The sequence below is a fragment of the Sphaerisporangium sp. NPDC088356 genome, from assembly GCF_040685555.1.
Taxonomy (GTDB): domain Bacteria; phylum Actinomycetota; class Actinomycetes; order Streptosporangiales; family Streptosporangiaceae; genus Sphaerisporangium.
This window is the reverse complement of the sequence record NZ_JBFBIK010000046.1, coordinates 24,453-43,461: the sequence shown is the minus strand read 5'-3', so window position 1 is coordinate 43,461 and position 19,009 is coordinate 24,453. Positions and strand designations below refer to the sequence as shown.

General features: G+C 69.7%; 19 protein-coding genes. 12 read left to right on the top strand and 7 right to left on the bottom strand.

The features are described 5' to 3' along the window. Window positions 1-31: 31 nt before the first annotated feature. From AB0O34_RS18920 to AB0O34_RS18880, 9 genes are all read left to right on the top strand, one after another. Window positions 32-808, top strand: a complete 777-nt coding sequence (locus AB0O34_RS18920; RefSeq protein WP_363916875.1) for a winged helix-turn-helix transcriptional regulator — start codon at window positions 32-34, stop codon at window positions 806-808. After that, on the top strand, window positions 805-2,217 hold the full coding sequence (gene sufB, locus AB0O34_RS18915; protein WP_363916873.1) for a Fe-S cluster assembly protein SufB: 1,413 nt from the start codon (window positions 805-807) through the stop codon (window positions 2,215-2,217). Before AB0O34_RS18920 ends, sufB begins: the two co-directional genes overlap by 4 nt. Window positions 2,218-2,219: 2 nt before the next feature. Further along, complete coding sequence (sufD, locus tag AB0O34_RS18910; protein ID WP_363916871.1) at window positions 2,220-3,341, top strand: Fe-S cluster assembly protein SufD; 1,122 nt, start codon at window positions 2,220-2,222, stop codon at window positions 3,339-3,341. Next, window positions 3,338-3,676: a non-heme iron oxygenase ferredoxin subunit gene (locus tag AB0O34_RS18905; RefSeq protein WP_363916869.1), complete on the top strand. Its 339-nt coding sequence runs from the start codon at window positions 3,338-3,340 to the stop codon at window positions 3,674-3,676. The genes sufD and AB0O34_RS18905 overlap by 4 nt, the downstream gene beginning before the upstream one ends. After that, on the top strand, window positions 3,677-4,423 hold the full coding sequence (gene sufC, locus AB0O34_RS18900; protein ID WP_363916867.1) for a Fe-S cluster assembly ATPase SufC: 747 nt from the start codon (window positions 3,677-3,679) through the stop codon (window positions 4,421-4,423). Beyond that, window positions 4,420-5,682, top strand: coding sequence for a cysteine desulfurase (locus AB0O34_RS18895; protein WP_363916865.1), 1,263 nt, complete (start codon window positions 4,420-4,422; stop codon window positions 5,680-5,682). Before sufC ends, AB0O34_RS18895 begins: the two co-directional genes overlap by 4 nt. Window positions 5,683-5,685: 3 nt before the next feature. After that, on the top strand, window positions 5,686-6,123 hold the full coding sequence (gene sufU, locus AB0O34_RS18890) for a Fe-S cluster assembly sulfur transfer protein SufU (protein ID WP_358552437.1): 438 nt from the start codon (window positions 5,686-5,688) through the stop codon (window positions 6,121-6,123). Between the two features lie 88 nt (window positions 6,124-6,211). Beyond that, a complete protein-coding gene (locus tag AB0O34_RS18885) occupies window positions 6,212-6,574 on the top strand; it encodes a metal-sulfur cluster assembly factor (RefSeq protein WP_358552435.1) in 363 nt (120 codons plus the stop codon). Window positions 6,575-6,916: 342 nt separating this feature from the next. Continuing rightward, window positions 6,917-8,587: a DEAD/DEAH box helicase gene (locus AB0O34_RS18880; protein ID WP_363916862.1), complete on the top strand. Its 1,671-nt coding sequence runs from the start codon at window positions 6,917-6,919 to the stop codon at window positions 8,585-8,587. A 140-nt stretch (window positions 8,588-8,727) separates the two neighbouring features. On the opposite strand, the gene AB0O34_RS18875 is transcribed toward AB0O34_RS18880, so the two are convergent. Beyond that, the gene (locus AB0O34_RS18875; protein WP_363916860.1) at window positions 8,728-9,744 is read right to left on the bottom strand and encodes a LacI family DNA-binding transcriptional regulator; all 1,017 of its coding nucleotides are present in this window, start codon (window positions 9,742-9,744) and stop codon (window positions 8,728-8,730) included. A gap of 350 nt (window positions 9,745-10,094) precedes the next feature. Between AB0O34_RS18875 and AB0O34_RS18870 the strand changes: the two genes are divergently transcribed. Beyond that, window positions 10,095-12,578: a glycoside hydrolase family 2 protein gene (locus tag AB0O34_RS18870; protein WP_363916900.1), complete on the top strand. Its 2,484-nt coding sequence runs from the start codon at window positions 10,095-10,097 to the stop codon at window positions 12,576-12,578. Between the two features lie 173 nt (window positions 12,579-12,751). Here the strand turns inward: AB0O34_RS18870 and AB0O34_RS18865 are convergent, their stop codons facing one another. From AB0O34_RS18865 to sigK, 4 genes are all read right to left on the bottom strand, one after another. Continuing rightward, window positions 12,752-13,393, bottom strand: coding sequence for a fasciclin domain-containing protein (locus tag AB0O34_RS18865; protein ID WP_363916858.1), 642 nt, complete (start codon window positions 13,391-13,393; stop codon window positions 12,752-12,754). A 286-nt stretch (window positions 13,394-13,679) separates the two neighbouring features. Then, entirely contained in the window at window positions 13,680-15,290 is a 1,611-nt protein-coding gene (locus AB0O34_RS18860; RefSeq protein WP_363916856.1) for a molybdopterin-dependent oxidoreductase, read from the bottom strand. A gap of 61 nt (window positions 15,291-15,351) precedes the next feature. Further along, entirely contained in the window at window positions 15,352-16,119 is a 768-nt protein-coding gene (locus AB0O34_RS18855) for an anti-sigma factor (RefSeq protein WP_363916854.1), read from the bottom strand. After that, the gene (gene sigK / locus AB0O34_RS18850) at window positions 16,116-16,706 is read right to left on the bottom strand and encodes an ECF RNA polymerase sigma factor SigK (RefSeq protein WP_363916852.1); all 591 of its coding nucleotides are present in this window, start codon (window positions 16,704-16,706) and stop codon (window positions 16,116-16,118) included. Before sigK ends, AB0O34_RS18855 begins: the two co-directional genes overlap by 4 nt. A 641-nt stretch (window positions 16,707-17,347) precedes the next feature. Between sigK and AB0O34_RS18845 the strand changes: the two genes are divergently transcribed. Together AB0O34_RS18845 and AB0O34_RS18840 are read left to right on the top strand one after the other, a co-directional pair. Beyond that, window positions 17,348-17,833 carry a DUF2975 domain-containing protein gene (locus AB0O34_RS18845; protein ID WP_363916850.1) on the top strand — a complete coding sequence of 162 codons (486 nt, stop codon included), beginning with the start codon at window positions 17,348-17,350 and terminating at the stop codon, window positions 17,831-17,833. Further along, window positions 17,833-18,054 (top strand): helix-turn-helix transcriptional regulator, encoded by a 222-nt coding sequence (locus tag AB0O34_RS18840; protein WP_046086987.1) that lies wholly within the window; start codon window positions 17,833-17,835, stop codon window positions 18,052-18,054. The genes AB0O34_RS18845 and AB0O34_RS18840 overlap by 1 nt, the downstream gene beginning before the upstream one ends. 282 nt (window positions 18,055-18,336) lie before the next feature. Here AB0O34_RS18840 and AB0O34_RS18835 read toward each other — a convergent pair whose 3' ends face one another. Both AB0O34_RS18835 and AB0O34_RS18830 read right to left on the bottom strand, forming a co-directional pair. Further along, the gene (locus tag AB0O34_RS18835; protein ID WP_363916847.1) at window positions 18,337-18,591 is read right to left on the bottom strand and encodes a hypothetical protein; all 255 of its coding nucleotides are present in this window, start codon (window positions 18,589-18,591) and stop codon (window positions 18,337-18,339) included. Between the two features lie 219 nt (window positions 18,592-18,810). Then, window positions 18,811-18,996 carry a hypothetical protein gene (locus tag AB0O34_RS18830; RefSeq protein ID WP_363916845.1) on the bottom strand — a complete coding sequence of 62 codons (186 nt, stop codon included), beginning with the start codon at window positions 18,994-18,996 and terminating at the stop codon, window positions 18,811-18,813. Between the last annotated feature and the right edge of the window lie 13 nt (window positions 18,997-19,009).

The following is a 19,009-nucleotide window of genomic DNA, read 5'->3' as shown; positions in this document are numbered from 1 at the left end:
GCACACTGATGTTGTGAAAAACGTGACCGGGATGACGCACGCCGAAAAGGGCGCAGAGCGCGGCACGCGCGCTCGCGTCGCTCGGCTGATCCTGGAGCACGGCCCGATCAACGCCGCCGCGCTGGGCGAGCGGCTCGGGCTGACGCCGGCGGCTGTGCGTCGTCATCTCGACGCGTTGCTCGCCGAAGGCATGATAGAGCCTCGTATGACACGGCCTCGCGGGCAGCGGGGGCGCGGGCGCCCCGCCAAGCTGTTCGTGATCACCGATGCGGGGCGCAGCGCTTTCGAGCACGCCTATGACGGCCTCGCGGGGAGCGCGCTGCGCTTCCTGGCGGAGCGCGTGGGCGAGGAGGCCGTGGCCGACTTCGCCAGATCCCAGATGAGCGGTCTGGTCGGAAGGCTCGAGCCGGTGATGCGTGAGGTGCCCCCCGACCAGAGGGTGCGCATGCTGGCCGAGGCCCTGACGGCGGACGGCTACGCCGCCTCGGCCACCCAGGCCAAGTCCGGTGGCGAGCAGCTGTGCCAGCATCATTGCCCGGTCGCGCACGTGGCGGCGGAGTTCCCGCAGCTGTGCGAGGCCGAGACCGAGGCGTTCGGAGAACTGCTCGGCACGCCTGTGCAGCGCCTGGCGACCATCGCCCACGGCGACGGGGTGTGCACGACCCATGTGAGTCCGCGCGCCCTCGCGTCACAGCGGAACGCGCCGGTGAACCCCCGGCGGAGCGCGAGCGTAGACACGTCAGACGGCTCCGACGTGACCATAAGCACTTCGCGAAAAGCGATTGAGAGCAAGGAGACCGGAAGGTGACTGTCACCGACCGCCCGGAGCTTGAAGGCCTCGGGAATTACAAGTTCGGCTGGGCCGACTCCGACGTGGCGGGCGCCACGGCGCGCCGAGGCCTGTCCGAGGACGTCGTGCGCAACATCTCGGCTCTGAAGAGTGAGCCCGAGTGGATGCTCGACCTTCGCCTGAAGGGCCTTCGGCTCTTCGGCAAGAAGCCCATGCCGAGCTGGGGATCCGACCTCTCCGGCATCGACTTCGATAAGATCAAGTACTTCGTCCGCTCCACCGAGAAGCAGGCGGCCACCTGGGACGAGCTCCCGGCGGACATCAAGAACACCTACGACAGGCTCGGCATCCCCGAGGCCGAGAAGCAGCGCCTGATCGCCGGCGTCGCCGCGCAGTACGAGTCCGAGGTCGTCTACCACAAGATCCGTGAGGACCTTGAGGAGAAGGGCGTGATCTTCCTCGACACCGACACCGCTCTCAAGGAGCACCCCGAGCTCTTCAAGGAGTACTTCGGTTCGGTCATCCCGGTGGGCGACAACAAGTTCGCCTCGCTCAACAGCGCGGTGTGGTCGGGTGGCTCGTTCATCTACGTGCCGCCGAACGTGCAGGTCGAGATCCCGCTCCAGGCCTACTTCCGGATCAACACCGAGAACATGGGCCAGTTCGAGCGAACGCTGATCATCGTCGACGAGGGCTCTTACGTCCACTACGTCGAGGGCTGCACGGCGCCGATCTACTCCTCCGACTCGCTGCACAGCGCGGTCGTGGAGATCATCGTGAAGAAGAACGCCCGCTGCCGTTACACGACCATCCAGAACTGGTCGAACAACGTCTACAACCTGGTCACCAAGCGCGCCGTGGCGTACGAGGGCGCGACCATGGAGTGGATCGACGGCAACATCGGCTCCAAGGTCACGATGAAGTACCCCGCCGTCTACCTCATGGGCGAGCACGCCAAGGGCGAGACGCTGAGCGTCGCGTTCGCCGGCGAGGGCCAGCACCAGGACGCGGGCGCCAAGATGGTGCACCTCGCGCCCAAGACCTCCTCGACGATCATCTCCAAGTCGGTCGCTCGTGGCGGCGGCCGCACCTCCTACCGCGGTCTCGTGCAGATCGAGGAGGGCGCGGCCGGCTCGGCGTCCACCGTCAAGTGCGACGCGCTGCTCATCGACCAGATCAGCCGCTCGGACACCTACCCCTACGTCGACGTCCGCGAGGACGACGTCTCCATGGGACACGAGGCCACGGTCTCGAAGGTCTCCGACGACCAGCTGTTCTACCTCATGAGCCGAGGGCTCAACGAGGACGAGGCCATGGCGATGATCGTGCGCGGCTTCGTCGAGCCGATCGCGCGTGAGCTGCCGATGGAGTACGCCCTGGAGCTCAACCGCCTGATCGAGCTGCAGATGGAAGGAGCGGTGGGCTGACCATGGGCCTCGACTCCAAGCCTCTCTCCACTTTGCACGGGAAGTCCTCGTACGACCTGGAGGACTTCCCCGTCCCGACGGGCCGCGAGGAGATGTGGCGGTTCACGCCGCTCTCCCGCCTGCGCGGGCTGCACGACGGCACGGCGCCGGTCTCCGGCAACGTCGTGGTCCACGTGGAGGCCGCGCCGGAGGTCTCTGTCGAGACCGTCGGCCGTGACGACGCCCGCATCGGCAAGGCCTACGTGCCGACCGACCGGGTGAGCGTCCAGGCCTTCACGTCGTTCGAGAAAGCGACCGTGATCACGGTGCCGAAGGAGGCCGTGACCTCCAAGGCGACCGTGATCAGCCTTCGTGGCGAGGGCGGCGGCGCCGCCTACGGCCACATCGTGATCGTCGTCGAGCCGCTCGCCGAGGCGGTGATCGTGCTCGACCACCAGGGCAGCGCGGTCTACGCCGACAACGTCGAGTTCGTCGTCGGCGACGGCGCGACCCTCAAGATCGTCAGCCTGCAGGACTGGGCGCCCGACGCGGTGCACGTCTCGCAGCACCACGCCCACCTCGGCAGGGACGCGACGTTCAGGAGCTTCGTCGTCACCATGGGCGGCGACCTCGTACGCCTGTCGCCGTCGGTGGCCTACACCGGGCGCGGCGGCGACGCCGAACTGAACGGCCTGTACTTCGTGGACGCCGGCCAGCACATCGAGCACCGCCTGCTGGTCGACCACAGCGTCCCCGACTGCCGGAGCAACGTCGACTACCGTGGCGCGCTCCAGGGCGACGAGGCGCACGCCGTGTGGATCGGCGACGTGATCATTCGCGTCGAGGCCACCGGCACCGACACCTACGAGCTCAACCGCAACCTCATCCTCACCGACGGCGCCCGCGCCGACTCGGTGCCGAACCTCGAGATCCTCACCGGAGAGGTCGCGGGGGCGGGCCACGCCTCGGCGTCGGGCCGCATGGACGACGAGCACATCTTCTATCTCCAGGCGCGGGGCATCCCGTACGACGAGGCACGCCGCCTGGTCATCAGCGGATACTTCGCCCAGCTGATCGAGAAGATCGAGGTCGAGGAGATCCGCGAGCGCGTGCTCGCCGCCGTGGAGGCGGAGCTCGCGCGATGACTTTCGTGAAGGTCTGCTCCCTGTCCGACATCCCCGACGGCGGCGTCGTCGGCGTCGAGGTGGAGGGCAAGCCCGTCGCGCTGGTCCGCAAGGACGGCGAGGTCTTCGCCCTGCACGACGTGTGCTCGCACGCCGAGGTGAGGCTGAGCGAGGGCGAGGTGTACGACGACACGCTGGAGTGCTGGCTGCACGGCTCGTGCTTCGACATCCGCTCCGGCAAGCCCACCGGCCCGCCCGCGACGCGGCCGGTCCCTGTCTACCGAGTGAAGCTGGAGGGCGACGACGTGCTCGTCTCGCTCGACGGCGCTGACAATGACGAAAATGGGGAGTCTTAAGTGTCCACCCTGGAAATTCGTGACCTGCATGTCGCCGTGGAGGACAAGGAGATCCTGCGCGGAGTCAACCTGACCGTCCGCTCGGGGGAGACCCATGCCCTCATGGGCCCGAACGGCTCCGGCAAGTCGACGCTCGCCTACGCGATCGCCGGTCACCCGAAGTACACCATCACCTCAGGCGCGGTGACCCTCGACGGCGAGGACGTGCTGTCCATGACGGTCGACGAGCGCGCCCGCGCGGGCCTGTTCCTGGCCATGCAGTACCCCGTCGAGGTGCCCGGCGTCTCGGTGTCCAACTTCCTGCGCAGCGCCGTGACGGCCGTGCGCGGTGAGGCGCCGAAGCTGCGCGTCTTCACCAAGGAGCTGAAGGCCGGCATGGACGCCCTGTCCATCGACAGCGCCTTCGCCCAGCGCAACCTCAACGAGGGCTTCTCCGGCGGCGAGAAGAAGCGCCACGAGATCCTCCAGCTGGAGCTGCTCAAGCCGAAGATCGCCATTCTCGACGAGACCGACTCGGGTCTCGACGTCGACGCCCTGCGCGTCGTCTCCGAGGGGGTCAACCGCTTCGGCGCGGCCGGCGACACCGGCGTGCTGCTGATCACGCACTACACCCGCATCCTGCGCTACGTGAAGCCGGACTACGTCCACGTCTTCTCGGCCGGGCGGATCGTCGAAGAGGGCGGGCCCGAGCTCGCCGACAAGCTCGAGGCCGAAGGCTACGAGCACTACACGAAGGCGAATGCATGACCGACAGCATGTTCGATGTGGAGAGGATCAGGAAGGACTTCCCGATCCTCTCCCGCGAGCTGCCCGGCGGACGGCCGCTGGTCTATCTTGACTCGGGTAACTCATCGCAGAAGCCCGCGCAGGTCATCAACACCATGCGTGACCACCTGGAGCAGCACTACAGCAACGTCGGCAGGGCCCTGCACGTGCTGGGCAGCGAGTCGACCGAGGCGTACGAGGGCGCGCGCGACAAGGTGGCCGCCTTCATCGGCGCGCCGGCCCGCGACGAGGTCATCTTCACCAAGAACGCCTCAGAGGCGCTCAACCTTGTGGCGTACTCCTTCGGCAACCCGGCCAACACCGACGAGCGGTTCAAGCTCGGCCCCGGCGACGAGATCGTCATCTCCGAGATGGAGCACCACTCCAACATCGTGCCGTGGCAGCTGCTGGCGCAGCGCACGGGCGCGGCGCTGCGCTGGTTCCCCGTCACCGACGAGGGCCGTCTCGACCTCTCCGGGCTCAACGACCTGGTCAACGAGCGTACGAAGATCGTTTCGATCGTCCACCAGTCCAACGTCCTCGGCACGGTCAACCCCGTCGCCGACGTCCTCGCGCGGGCTCGCGAGGTGGGCGCGCTGATGATGCTGGACGCCTCGCAGTCGGTGCCCCACCGGGCCGTCGACGTCGCGGCGCTCGGGGTCGACTTCGTGGCGTTCACCGGGCACAAGATGGCCGGCCCGTCCGGCATCGGCGTCCTTTGGGGCCGGCACGAGCTGCTCGACGCCATGCCGCCGTTCCTCGGCGGGGGCGAGATGATCGAGGCGGTCTGGATGGACCACTCGACGTTCGCGCCCGTGCCGCACAAGTTCGAGGCAGGCACGCCGCCGATCGTCGAGGCGATAGGGCTCGGCGCCGCCGTCGACTACCTCACGGGCATCGGCATGGACGAGATCCAGCGCCACGAGCACGAGCTCACCGAGTACGGGCTGGAGGCTCTGGGCGGCTTCCCGGGGCTGCGCGTCATCGGCCCCACGACGTCCGAGGAGCGCGGTGGGACTCTTTCGTTCACGATCCCCGGCATACACCCCCATGATGTGGGGCAGATCCTCGACGACCAGTTCGGCGTCGCCGTGCGGGTCGGGCACCACTGCGCACGCCCACTGCACCTGCGCTTCGGAATACCGGCGACCACGCGGGCGTCTTTCTACTTGTACAACACCACGGACGAGATCGACGCGCTGGTCCGAGGCCTCCACCACGTCCAGAAGGTGTTCGGGTAACACATGATCGCCGAGTCGCTGTACCAGGAGCTGATCCTGGAACACTACAAGCACCCGCAGGGCCGTGGCCTGCGTGAGCCGTACGACGCCGAGGTCCACCACGTGAACCCCACGTGCGGTGACGAGGTCACGATGCGGGTGAAACTGGGCGATGGCGGTAAGGTCGAGGACGTCTCCTACGATGGCCAAGGCTGTTCGATCAGCCAGGCCGCCGCGTCGGTGCTTCACGAGCTGACCACAGGCTCGACCGTCGAGGACTCCCTCGCGGTCGTTGACGAGTTCACCCGGCTCATGCAGGGCCGCGGCCAGGTGGAGGCCGATGAGGACGTGCTGGGGGACGCTGTGGCGTTCGCCGGTGTGGCCAAGTATCCGGCCAGGGTCAAGTGCGCCCTGCTGGCGTGGATGGCCTACAAGGACGCGGTGGTGAGGAGCTCAGCGTGAGCGAGCGTGGCGAGCCGGTCGACGATCACAGAGTCGGCGAAGACGGAAGCCGGCGGACGGCCGGAGTGGCGAGACGCGAGGAGGCGGCGTGAGCAAGCCTGTGGAGACCCCCACCGGGTTCGATGGTGATACGACGCTGGAAGAGGTCCTTGAAGCCCTCAAGGACGTCGTCGACCCGGAGCTGGGAATCAACGTGGTTGACCTCGGCTTGGTGTATGGTGTGAATCTTGACGCCGGAGATTCTGGCGCGGCGCCGGTCGCGACCCTCGACATGACGCTGACCAGTGCGGCCTGCCCGCTGACCGATGTCATCGAGGAGCAGGCGCATTCCGCTCTGGAGGGCATGGTCTCCGACGTAAAGATCAATTGGGTTTGGCTTCCCCCGTGGGGGCCTGACAAGATCACTGATGAGGGGCGCGAGCAGCTTCGCATGCTCGGCTTCAACGTCTGATCATCGATCGTCCCGGTCAACGCCGGGACGATGTTCCACTCGCCGGGTTCTGCGCGTGACGTTCAACGGGCGTCTCTCCCGGCCCTTGCTCGACAGTGGTACGGCCACGTCCGACGCTTGAACGCCAGACGGCGGCCGCACCTGCTTGATCACGGCCCGACCAGGTTGGGTTAGACTCCTTGTCGCCCATGATGAGTGGTGCTCGCGTGTCGCGATGAAACGCACCACTCGGCGTCCCCCCGGACGCCCATGTGTTCGAGTACGGCGCATGCCGTACGCCCCGGCTCGTCCTTTCGCAGAAGTGACGTGCCATGTCTCTTCGATCGAAAGGCACGACAAATCGTGACCAGCATTAACGCCGCCATGCCCGCCGACGCCCTTACCGGCGCCGGGCACGACGAGGCGGCGCCGACCGCGCTGCCGGACCAGGCGGTGTCCGGCAAGACGGGCCCCGTGACCACGGTTCCCGCCGGCTCCGCCGAGGCGACCATGGGTGAGATCCCCGCCGGCCCGTCGGAGTTCACTCTTCTGGGCCTTCCCAAGCCCCTGGTGACGGGCCTCGCCCGCCAGGGCATCGCCGCCCCCTTCCCCATCCAGCGGGCCACCATCCCCGACATCCTGTCGGGCCGCCACGTGCTCGGCCGGGGCCAGACCGGCTCGGGCAAGACCCTGGCGTTCGGCCTGCCGACCATGACGCTCGTCGCCGGCACCAAGGCGGCCCCGCGCCGTCCGCTCGCCGTCGTCCTGGTCCCCACCCGCGAGCTCGCCATGCAGGTGACCGACGCCCTCGAGCCCCTCGGCCGTGGCCTGTACCTGCGTATGAAGACCGTCGTGGGCGGCATGTCCATGGGCAGGCAGATCGAGGCCCTGCGCCGCGGCGTCGAGATCGTCGTGGCCACCCCTGGGCGGCTCACCGACCTCATCCAGCAGGGCGAGTGCTCGCTGGAGGACGTGCGGGTGACCGTGATCGACGAGGCCGACCACATGTGCGACCTCGGCTTCTTCCCCGTGGTCAGCGCGCTGCTCGAGCAGACCCCGTCCGACAGCCAGCGCCTGCTGTTCTCCGCGACCCTCGACGGCGACGTCGACAAGCTCGTCCGCCGCTTCCTCAAGGACCCGGTGACGCACTCGCTGGAGCCGGCCACCTCCTCGGTCATCACGATGGAGCACCACGTGCTCCAGGTGACCCGCGACGACAAGTTCGCCATCACCGCCGAGATCGCCAACCGCGAGGGCCGCACGATCATGTTCGTGCGCACCCAGCACGGTGTCGACCGCCTGGTGAAGCAGCTGGCCCGGGTCGGCGTCCGCGCCGGCGGCCTGCACGGCGGCAAGCGGCAGAACCAGCGCACCCGCATCCTGGCGGAGTTCCGCGAGGGCACCATCGGCGTGCTGGTCTGCACCGACGTCGCCGCCCGCGGCATCCACGTGGACGACGTCAGCCTGGTGCTGCACGTCGACCCGCCCATGGACCACAAGAGCTACCTGCACCGGGGCGGCCGCACGGCCCGCGCCGGGGAGCGCGGCACGGTCATGACCCTCGTGCTGCCGAACGAGCGCCGCTCCACCGAGTCGATGACCCGCAGGGCTGGCGTCGAGCCGTTCCGCCTCAAGGCCACGCCGGGCCACCCGCGCCTGGCCGAGGTCGCCGGCGCCCAGCAGCCGAGCGGCGTGGAGATCCCCGTGTGGGAGCCCTCCGCCCCGGCCGCGAAGCGCCCCCGCCGCGAGGGCGGCGGGCACGGCGGCGGCGACCGCCGCCCGCGCCGCTTCCACGACCGTCCCCGCGAGGACGGCGAGCGTCGTGACGGCGGCCTGCAGGGCCAGCGTCCGGCCGAGGGCTACCGCTCCGGAACGCGCGGTGGCGAGCCCCGCGGCGACGGCCGTCCCGAGCGTCGTCCGGAGAACCGCGGCGAGTTCCGCGGCGCGCCGGGCACGCGCGGCTCGGGCTTCCGCGGCGGGCGCTCGGGCACGGGCTCGCCCGACCGCTCCGGCGGGCGCGGCTACGGTCGCTGACCTCCCATACGGTCGCGGCTAGGGCCGCCGACCTTCTGGACGGTCGCCTGAGACCGGCTGATCTGTGACAAGGGCCCAGGACGGCATATCGCCGGCCTGGGCCTTCGTCATGTGATCATGTTGTCAGCACAAGCGATGATCTAGGCCGGTGGGGGAGCGGTGCTGCCGCGCGGGGTCAGGCGGGCCGCCTGGTCCTCGAACCCCGCCACCAGGCCGCCCTCGATCAGTGACAGCAGCCGCTGGGCGGCGTGCGCCCCATACGCCGGGATGTCGCGGGTCAGGGCGGTCAGCGGCGGGCGGACCACCTGCGACAGCGGCGAGTCGTCCCAGGCGACGATCGACAGGTCGCCGGGCACGTCGAGCCGCATCTCCTGGGCGACCGACAGCCCTGCCACCGCCATGATGTCGTTGTCGTAGACCACGGCGGTGGGCCGGGAGGCCGAGCTGAGCAGCCTCCTGGTCGCCCTGGCCCCCTCCTCGCCGGTGTAGTCGGTGTGCACGGTGACGGACTCAGGGAGGCCGAGGTCGGCGCAGACCGCGCTGAAGGCCTGGTCGCGGAGCACGGTGTGCACGAGCTTCGGCAGGCCGGCCACCCGGGCGATGCGGCGGTGGCCGAGCGCCGTGAGGTACTGGACGGTCTCGCGGACGGCCGCGCCGTCGTCGGACCAGACGGGCACCAGCGACCCCGACTCAGAGGGGTGGCCGAGCACCACCACCGGCATGCCGAGCGTCTCCATCTCGCTCACGCGCGGGTCGGAGAAGTGCAGGTCGACCAGGATCCCGCCGTCGACACGGCCCTCGCCCCACCAGCGGCGGTAGACCGACATCTCCTCCTCGTGGTCGGCGACCACCTGGATCATCAGGGCGTACGACCGGGCGGAGAGCTCGCCCTCGATGCCGCTGATCAGCTCCATGAAGAACGGCTCGACGCCGAGGAAGCGGGCGGGGCGGCACAGGGCGAGGCCCACGGTGTCGGCCCTGGCGCCGTTCAGCGCCCGGGCGGCGCTGTTGGGCCGCCAGCCGATCTCCTCGGCGATGGCCAGGATGCGGGCGCGCGTGGACGCCGAGACCCCGGGCTGGCCGTTCAGGGCGTACGAGACCGCGCCCTTGGAGACGCCCGCCTGCCTGGCGATGTCAGCGATCGTCGGTCGTTTCACAGGGCCCCCTCGCTGAACCGGTCTAGACCAAGCGCGACTGTCCGTACCTTACTATGCCGCCGTGCCGGAGTAATTCCTCAAGCCGCCCCGCGCAGCCAGGGCAGGGCCGCGCACGGAGCTGAACCGACGCAGGACGCTGAGTCAAGGATCGGGCACGACGTCAACGCCCCGTTGACACCTTTGACATACCAGCCATAGTTTCACGTTACTTATCCGGTTCAGCGCCTCTCCGCGGGAGGGTCAAGTGTGAACGACAGACCGGCGGTCGCGGCGGCCACCAATTCCAGAAAGCACCTCAGCATCGCGCTGTCCGGCCCCAAGGGCTGACCCCGAAGGAGAAACACGTGAGCATGTACCGTCCGCTGCACGACGGCTGGGCCCTGACCGCCGTATCGGACGAGGTGGACATCGCCGGCATCCCGGCCACCGTCCCCGGCTGCGTGCACACCGACCTGCTCGCCGCCGGGCTCATCGACGATCCCTACCTGGACGACAACGAGAACCGGCTCACCTGGATCGGCCGCACCACCTGGGCGTACGAGACGTCCTTCATCTGGCACGCGGACGAGGGCGACCCGGGCGGCGAGAACGGACGGATCGACCTGGTCTGCGATGGTCTGGACACCGTGGCGACCGTGGTCCTCAACGGCACCGAGGTGGCGGCCACGGCCAACATGCACCGGTTCTACCGCTTCCCCGTGCGTGACTTGCTGCGCGAGGGCGGCAACACGCTCCAGGTGCGGTTCGGCTCGCCGTACGACTACACCGCGCGGCTGCGGGAGGAGATCGGCGACCTGCCCGGCGCCTACGACGAGCCCTACCAGTTCATCCGCAAGATGGCCTGCAACTTCGGCTGGGACTGGGGGCCGACCCTGGTCACCTCGGGCATCTGGCGGCCGATCGGCCTGCACGCCTGGAGCGGCGCCCGCCTGTCCGCCGTGCGCCCGCTGGTGACACTCGACGGCCGCGACGGCCGCGTGCGGGCGCACGTCACGGTGGAGCGCTCGGCCGAGGTTCCCCTTGTCGTGACCGCGTCGGTGGCGGGCACGGCCGCCGAGGTGCGGCTCGCGCCGGGCGAGCGCGAAGCCGTACTGGAGCTGACCGTGCCGGAGCCGCACCTGTGGTGGCCCCGCGGGTACGGCGGGCAGCCGCTGTACCCGCTGACCGTGCGCCTGAGCGAGGCCCCTGGCGACGCCGAGGTTCTGGACGAGTGGACCAGGGACATCGGCTTCCGGTCGGTCCGGCTCGACCGCGAGGACGACGCCTTCACGATCGTCGTCAACGACGCGCCCGTGTTCGTCAGGGGCGCGAACTGGATCCCCGACGACTGCTTCCCCACGCGGATCACCCCTGAGCGCCTCGCCCGGCGGCTCGGGCAGGCATGCGACGCCAACCTCAACCTGCTGCGGATCTGGGGCGGCGGCCTCTACGAGAGCACGGACTTCTACGACCTGTGCGACCGGCTCGGCCTGCTGGTCGGGCAGGACTTTCCCTTCGCCTGCGCGGCCTACCCCGAGGAGGAGCCGTTCGCCTCCGAGGTCGAGGCCGAGGCGCGTGACGCGATCGTGCGCCTCGCGCCCCACCCGAGCCTGGTGCTGTGGAACGGCAACAACGAGAACATCGAGGGCTTCTCCGACTGGGGCTGGCGCGACAAGCTCGACGGCCGGACGTGGGGCGCCGGGTACTACTACGACCTGCTGCCCCGGGTGGTCGCCGAGCTGGACCCGACCCGGCCCTACTGGGCGGGCAGCCCGTACTCCGGCGAGCCTGACCTGCCCCCCAACGACCCCGCCCGTGGCACCGTCCACATCTGGGACGTGTGGAACCGTGAGGACTACCTGCGCTACGGGGCGTACAAGCCGCGGTTCGTCGCGGAGTTCGGCTTCCAGGGGCCGCCCGCCTACGCCACGCTGCGCCGCGCGCTCGGCGACGAGCCGCTGACCCCGGACTCTCCCGGCGTGCTGCACCACCAGAAGGCCATCGACGGCAACGCCAAGCTGCTGCGCGGCCTCGGCGACCACCTGCCCGTCCCGGCGACGTTCGACGACTGGCACTACCTGACGCAGCTCAACCAGGCCCGCGCCATGGCCTTCGGCATCGAGCGCTTCCGCTCGCTCGCACCGTACTGCATGGGCACGATCGTCTGGCAGCTCAACGACTGCTGGCCGGGGGTCTCGTGGGCGGCGGTCGACGGCGACGCGCGCCGCAAACCCCTGTGGTACGCGCTGCGCCGCGTCTACGCCGACCGGCTGCTGACCATCCAGGACTCCTCGGTGGTCGTGGTCAACGACGGCGCGGAGGAGCGGGCGGGCGAGCTGTCGGTGGTCGTGGTCAACGACGGCGCGGAGGAGTGGACGGGGGAGCTGTCGGTGGTCAGGAGCGACCTGACCGGGAAGCCGCTGGCCGAGGAGGCGTTCCCGGTGACCGTCCCCGCGCGCGGCACCCTGCCCGTACCACTGCCCGAGGCGCTCACGACCGCCGCCGACCCCGCCAAGGAGGTGCTGACGGCCCGGCTCGGCGACCAGAGCGCCCTGCGGTTCTTCGCCGAGGACCCGGAGGTGGCCTTCCCCGAGGCGGAGTTCGACGTGGCGACCGAGCCGGTGCCCGGCGGGGTGCGGGTGACCGTGACCGCGCGGACGCTGGTGCGGGAGCTGGCGCTGTTCCCCGACCGGCTCGACCCGGCCGCCGAGGTCGACGACATGCTGGTCACGCTGCTCCCGGGGTCCGCCGCCACGTTCGTCGTACGGTCCCCCGGGGAGCTGGACCCGGCCGCGCTGACCTCCTACCCGGTGCTGCGCTGCGTCAACGAGGCCCCGAGGCGAGAGACGCGGTGAACGGCATCCACCCCTGCAGCGCCCCATCTGCTCCGACATGACCCGCTGAACCGATTAAGCAAGGCGTTTCACGATCTCCCGGATCCCACCGGATCTCCTGGTCACGGGGGATTCTCCTTCGGCAAGGGGTGGCCGGGCTCGCCGCAGGCGTGCGGCGAGCCAGGCCCGAGGGGTTACTTTTTGGGCATCAGCACGGTGTCGATGATGTAGACGGTGGCGTTGCGGGTATGCACGTTGCCGCACACCACGCCGGCGTCGCCCACCGTGTAGTCCTCGCCGGAACCGGTGGTGGTGACCTTGCCGCCCTGCAGGGTGGTGAACGAGCCGCTCTCCAGGTCGGCGGGGGTTTTGCGGCCCTGGACGACGTGGTAGGTGAGGATGTCGGTGAGCGTCTTCTTGTCGGCCAGCACCTTGTCCAGCGTCTTTTTGTCGATCTTGGCGAAGGCGTCGTTGGTCGGTGCGAACACGGTGATGCCGTCGGCGGAGTTGAGTGTGTCGGCCAGGCCGGCCTTCTTGACGGCGGTGACCAGGGTGGACAGGACCGGGTTGTTGGAGGCGGCGGTGGCGACCGGGTCGTCGGCCATGCCGGTGAAGCTACCTTCGCCGGAGGCGGGCACCGCGGAGCAGGCCGTACCGAACGGCCCGTCGGTGGCGGACTCGGTGGCCATCGGCGCGCTACTGCTGGGGGCTGGGGCGGTACTGCTGCTGGATGGGGCCGCGCCCGTGTCGGCGCTGGTGTTGCCATTGCCGCCACACGCGGTCAGGCACACGGCCAGGGCCAGCAGGGGCACAGCGGCGGTAAGACGCTTGTTCATGGTCATCTCTTTTGTTGGTTCCTTGTCTGTGTGCGGACAGGTGAAGGGATAAGCGGGTCAGGTGCCGGCCGCCCGGTGTCCGAGGCGATGGAGGCGGTCCGGGCCGCCATGGGTTGCGCCGCGGCCGGCGCGGCCACTGCCCCTGCGGCGGCCGTGGCGTGCGGAGTGGAGGTGAGCGCGCCGGTGCCGGTCATCGAGACGACCACTGCCAGGATGGGCAGCCCGGCGGCAACATGACGGATGTTCATGATGGTGATTCCTTTGCTGGTGAGGTGAATGGGGGAGTTCAGGTGACGGTCACCAGGACCGTGTGCCAGCCGGTGGCGCCGTCCGGGATCGGCGGCACCCGTTCGGCGGGCTGGGTATGACCGGTGGCGTCGGTGGCGCGGACCTCCAGACGGTGCTGTCCGGGAATGGCCTGCCAGGTCGTGCGCCATTGCCGCCAGGTGTCGGGCCCGGCGGAGGCGGCCAGGTCGGCCTGGCGCCAGGGGCCGCCGTCGACGCGGACCTCCACGGCCGCGACGCCGCGGTGCTGCGCCCACGCGGTCCCGGCGACAGTGACGGGGCCCGCGGGTATCTCGGCGAAGGGTTTGGGCACCTCGATGCGGGAGGCGGTCTTGATCGGCGCTTGTTCGGCCCAGCCTCGCTCGGTCCAGTAGGCGCGCTCGTCGGCGAAGCGGGTGAGCTTGAGTTCGGTGACCCATTTGGTGGCCGAGACGTAGCCGTACAGACCCGGCACGATCATCCGCGCAGGGAAACCGTGGGCGGGCGGCAGCGGCCGGCCGTTCATCGCGATGGCCAGCAGCGCGTCACGCCCGTCGAGCACCGGCTCCAGGGCGGTGGAGGCGGTCCAGCCGTCCGCGGAGCGGGACAGGATCTGATCGGCTCCGGCCTGGATGCCGGCCTCGCGCAGCAGGGCTGCCAGGTTCACGCCGAGCCAGCGGGCGTGCCCGGCATAAGGGCCGCCGACTTCGTTGGACACGCAGGTCAGGGTGATGTCGCGCTCGGTCAGTGGCCGGGCCAGCAGGTCGGCGAAGGTGAGTTCGACCGGGCGGTCGACCAGGCCGTGCACTCGAAGCGTCCACTCCTGGTGCGGCACGCGCGGGACGATCAGTGCGGTGTCGACCCGGTAGAAGGCGTCGTTGGGCGTGGTGAACGGGCCGAGCCCTGGCACGTCCAGTACCACCCCCGCGGGAAGCGGTCTGGCGGGGTCGGCGGGGCGGGGCAGCACCAGGGCGCGGCCGTCGGCGGACGCCTGGCGCGCCAAGGTGATCACCTGGCCCGCGCCGCCGCTCAGGACGGCCACACCCAGCATCGCGGCCCCTCGCGTGAGCAGTGATCGCCGATCGGCCCCTCCTCCCACAGGTGCCGGCGGCTGGGCGGTGACGCCGTGGCGCGCGAGATCGCCCAGCGTGATGCGGCCACCAGACCTGGGCCGCAATTGGCGACGGGCGTACAGCAGGGCGAACGTCCCGCACGCCGCCCCCACCGCGGCGGGCAGGACATCCACCGGGTAGGCGCCCGGCCGTGACAGCGCCGCGGCCCCGGCGACCGCCGCGAGCGCTACAAGGACCGCGATGGCCAGGAGCGGCCGCCGGGGCGCAGCAGTTCCGATGGCCGCGGACGCGACCGCGATCACGGCTGCCAGCGCCAAGAGCAGGACCAGCTTGTCCTGGGCTCCGAAGGTGCGGATGGCGAGGTCCTTCAGCCACGCCGGGCTCAGATCGATGAACACCGACCCCAGCGCCAGCAGCGGGCCGGCCTCGGGCCGTCCCATCAGCGCGGCGGCCAGCTCCGCCACCCCCAGCGCCAGCGCCGCAGCCACCACGCCGAGGGCCGCCGACACGAGCGTCGATACGGGGGCCACCACGATGCGGGCCGGTTTCTCAGCAGTCACATCAGGGCTTCGGAGCCACCGCTGAAACGGATGGGTGCCACTTTCCCCGACAGCGGGAAGGTCAGGCGGCGGGCACGTTCACCAGCAGCAACGGCGCAGTGGTCGGCTGCTGTGAACCACCGGTCGGCTCCACTGTCACCCCTACCTGACCCACATCGGCTTCGACGGTGCTCAGCACCGGCACGGTACCTCCGGAGCCGCTGGAGGCGAGCAGGCCGACAGACGTGATACGCCCGGGCGCGAGCCGCCACAGCTGGTAGACGCGGCCCGCGGGCGGATCACCCAGCCCGGCCGCCCAGAACACCATCGCGCCCCGCGAGTGTGACACCACCACCGTGCCACGCCCACCCCGCTCTGCCTCAGCGGCCGGGGCGGTCACCGTCCGCGCGTCAACCGCCGTCAGCACCGCGGCGATCTGCTGCTCGGCACGTCGGGCCTGCTCCAGCTCGTGACTTGCCTGGAAGGTCGTCACGCCAAGCCCAGCCACCACGGCCAACGCCGCCGCCGCGCCCACGCCTGCCAGCCAGGGCCGCCACCTGACCATCCACACCCGCCTGGCACGAGACGCCGGTGCGACCGCTGGTGGCAGCTGACGCACCTGCTCGATCTCGGCTAGCACCCGCACCCGCAGGCCGGGCGGCGGCTCGGCCACCACGGCCACACCGAGCCACGCGGCCGTCTCGGTCAGCGTAGCGATTTCTTGCGCGCACTCGGCACACGCAGCCAGATGCTGCTCGAAACGACGCCGCTCGCCCTCATCGTCGATGGCATCCAGCGCATAGGCTCCCGCCAGGGTGTGCGGGTCGAACCCGCCCTCTCTTGCCCTCATCGGTCCACCCCCAGGCAATCGCGCAGCCGGATCAGCCCATCGCGCATCCGTGTCTTGACCGTCCCCAACGGCGCCTTGACCAGCTCGGCGACCTCCCGGTAGGAGTAGCCGCCGTAGTAAGCGAAGGTGACCGACTCGCGCTGCAGCTCCGTCAGGTTCTCCAGGCAGCGGCGCAGCCGCTCGCCTTCCAGCCGACCCACCACCAGCTCCGACACCTCATCGAAGGAGCGATGCGGCTCCAGCCGCGCGGCCCGCTCCTCCCGGTCCGTGCCCGCCTGCGCCGAACGCACCCGATCGATCGCCCGCCGGTGCGCGATGGTCAGCACCCACGCCATCACCGACCCCTTGCCCGGCTCGTAACGGGAGGCGCTGCGCCACACCTCGACCAGCACCTCCTGAGTCACCTCCTCGGTGTGCGCCCGATCCCGCAGCACCCGCAGCACCAGCCCGTACACCCGTGGCGCCAGCGCCTCATACAGCCGCTCGAACGCCCCGCGATCACCCTTGCCGACCGCCTCCAGCGACTCCTCCAATCCCGGCGGGGAACCGCGGTCCTCACCAACCGGCAACTGGTCACACGCTCCCATGCAGATCCTCCTGCCCCGGCCGGCACAGCACCCGCCACAAGAGCTTCGGAGCCATCCGCGTACCGGATGGGTTGGTATACACCCCCGCTGACCGTTGTGCGACGGCCCAGCCGCGACGACTGCCAAGTCACTTCAGGAAAAGGCCCTTCCGTGAAGTGAAGTAAATGGCGGCATGATCTCACAGACGCCCAGCTCGGCCGTTTCGGCGGAAGGGCAGGATCGCCGCAGAATCACTTGACGAAAGGTTGTTGGGCTGTCCGGGGAGCTCGACCCGGTCAACGACGATCTTGGGGTGTGGATCGAGCGCTACCTCGATCTCGCGGTGCGCGGAGTGCGCTCGGCGGAGGTGGCCGCGAAGATCAGCCGGCATCTGGCGCGGCTGCGCGCCTGGATCACCGCCGGGTTCGGGCACGAGCGCGTCTCGGCGGTCACCGCACGCGAGATGGCAGGCTGGCGCGATCAGCGCTCAAGCAAGGCCGACTTTCGACAAGATCAAGACGGTTCGCGCGAACGCCATGTCATGGGAGGGGGCGACGGCGTCCCGGTACGGTGCGACGCCGCCGCCAACCCTCCGTCCCACCTCTTGCTTCACCTATCGAAATTCGATAGATTTCCATCGCAAATCGATGAAGGGGTGGGTCATGGGAAAGCTGGCAGTGCGTGCGCTTCGCGCCGTGCTCGTGGTGGTGCTCGCCGGCACCGTGTTCGTACAGGCAGGGATGGTGTGGGCGTTGGCCACCGACCCGGAGGACGGGTCGCTCCCGCTGACCCCGCTGCGCGTGATCACGATCCTGGGCATGGTGTCGGGCCAGGTCGCCCTGGTCAGCGTATGGCGGCTGGTGACGATGGTGCGACGCGGAACCGTGTTCTCCCACGCCGCCTTCCGGTACGTGGACGCCGTGATCGGCGCGATCGTGGCGGCTGCCCTCCTGTGGTTCGCGGTCACGGCCCTCAATGCGCCGGGCCAGCGGGCCGACCCGGGCGTCACCGTCATCATGGGCGGGGTTGGCCTGGCCATCCTGGGGGTCGCGCTCATCGTGCTCGTGCTGCGGATGCTGCTCGCCCAGGCCGTCGCGCGCGACGTCGAAGCGGCGCAGATGCAGGCCGAACTGGACGAGGTGATCTGATGCCGATCGTCGTCGACATCGACGTGATGCTAGCCAGACGGAAGATGTCCGTGGGCGACCTCGCGGACCGCGTAGGGATCACGCCCGCCAACCTGGCGGTACTCAAAAACGGCCGCGCCAAGGCGGTGCGCTTCGCGACGCTCGCCGCGCTCTGCGAGGTGCTCAAGTGCCAGCCGGGCGACCTGCTGCGCTGGGAGGCCGAGGACGCCGCGGGCGGATGACGTGCCCCAGAGCGGGCGTGAAAACGCCTGGCCCACCGGCCCGTGACACGGCCCGTCGACCGCATCGACGTGGATCGCCGATTTCTCGCAGCACCGTCCCGACCCCGTTGGATAGATTCCGGTTGACTTGCACCGCACCGTCTTGGTCGACGACCGCGACCTGCGAACGTGACCTCTCCACCGAAATCCCCCGTCCTTCCAGCGTGGAAGGGCGGGATTTGTCGCTGGGCGGGCAGCCAGGGCTTCGCCGTAGTCGCTTTACACCCGATTCGTGACGATCCGTCAGGTCGACGGGTTCTGGGAACGTGACAGGTACGGGCTTTCACGATCACGAGTTTCTCGCCGCCCCGTAGTCCGACTGGAAGACCGTGCCTGCCGACGCCTGCCCTTGCCCATCGTCTCGGCCATGACGTGGTCGGCATACGGGTGGGCCCAGCCGCCGTGCGGGAAGCCTCCCCGCGCGTCCTCGTCGGCCCCGCCCGGTGCCTGCATGACCCCGTCGAGCGTCACGTTCTCAACCACAATGAGCTTGCCCATCGCGCTCTCCCTGCGTGCAGGGCCAACCTATCGCCGGCCCGTCACCAGCTACACGAACGACCCGACCCCGATCGACAACGCGTGCGAAATGTACTCGCGGCCCGCAACCAAGCGTCGCTTCGACCACTCAGATGCGACGCACTACTTTGCCGCCGACCGCGTCCTCATGCCGCCGAAGCGGTGCGGAAGTCCTCGTTGGTTGTGTTCCTGGATGGTCGGTTAGCTGATCCTCTGCACGGTGGCACCCTGCCGGATGGCGCGGGGGATCTCGGCGATGGAGTCCACGATGTCGATCAGGTGGGCGATGCTCTCGGCTGGAGCGGTGGAGTTGACGTCGACGGTGTAGGTGATCCCGGTTGACCGCCAGCTCTCGGTATCGAAGCCGCCGGCTGCGGAAACGCGCACTCCCAGGAGTTCG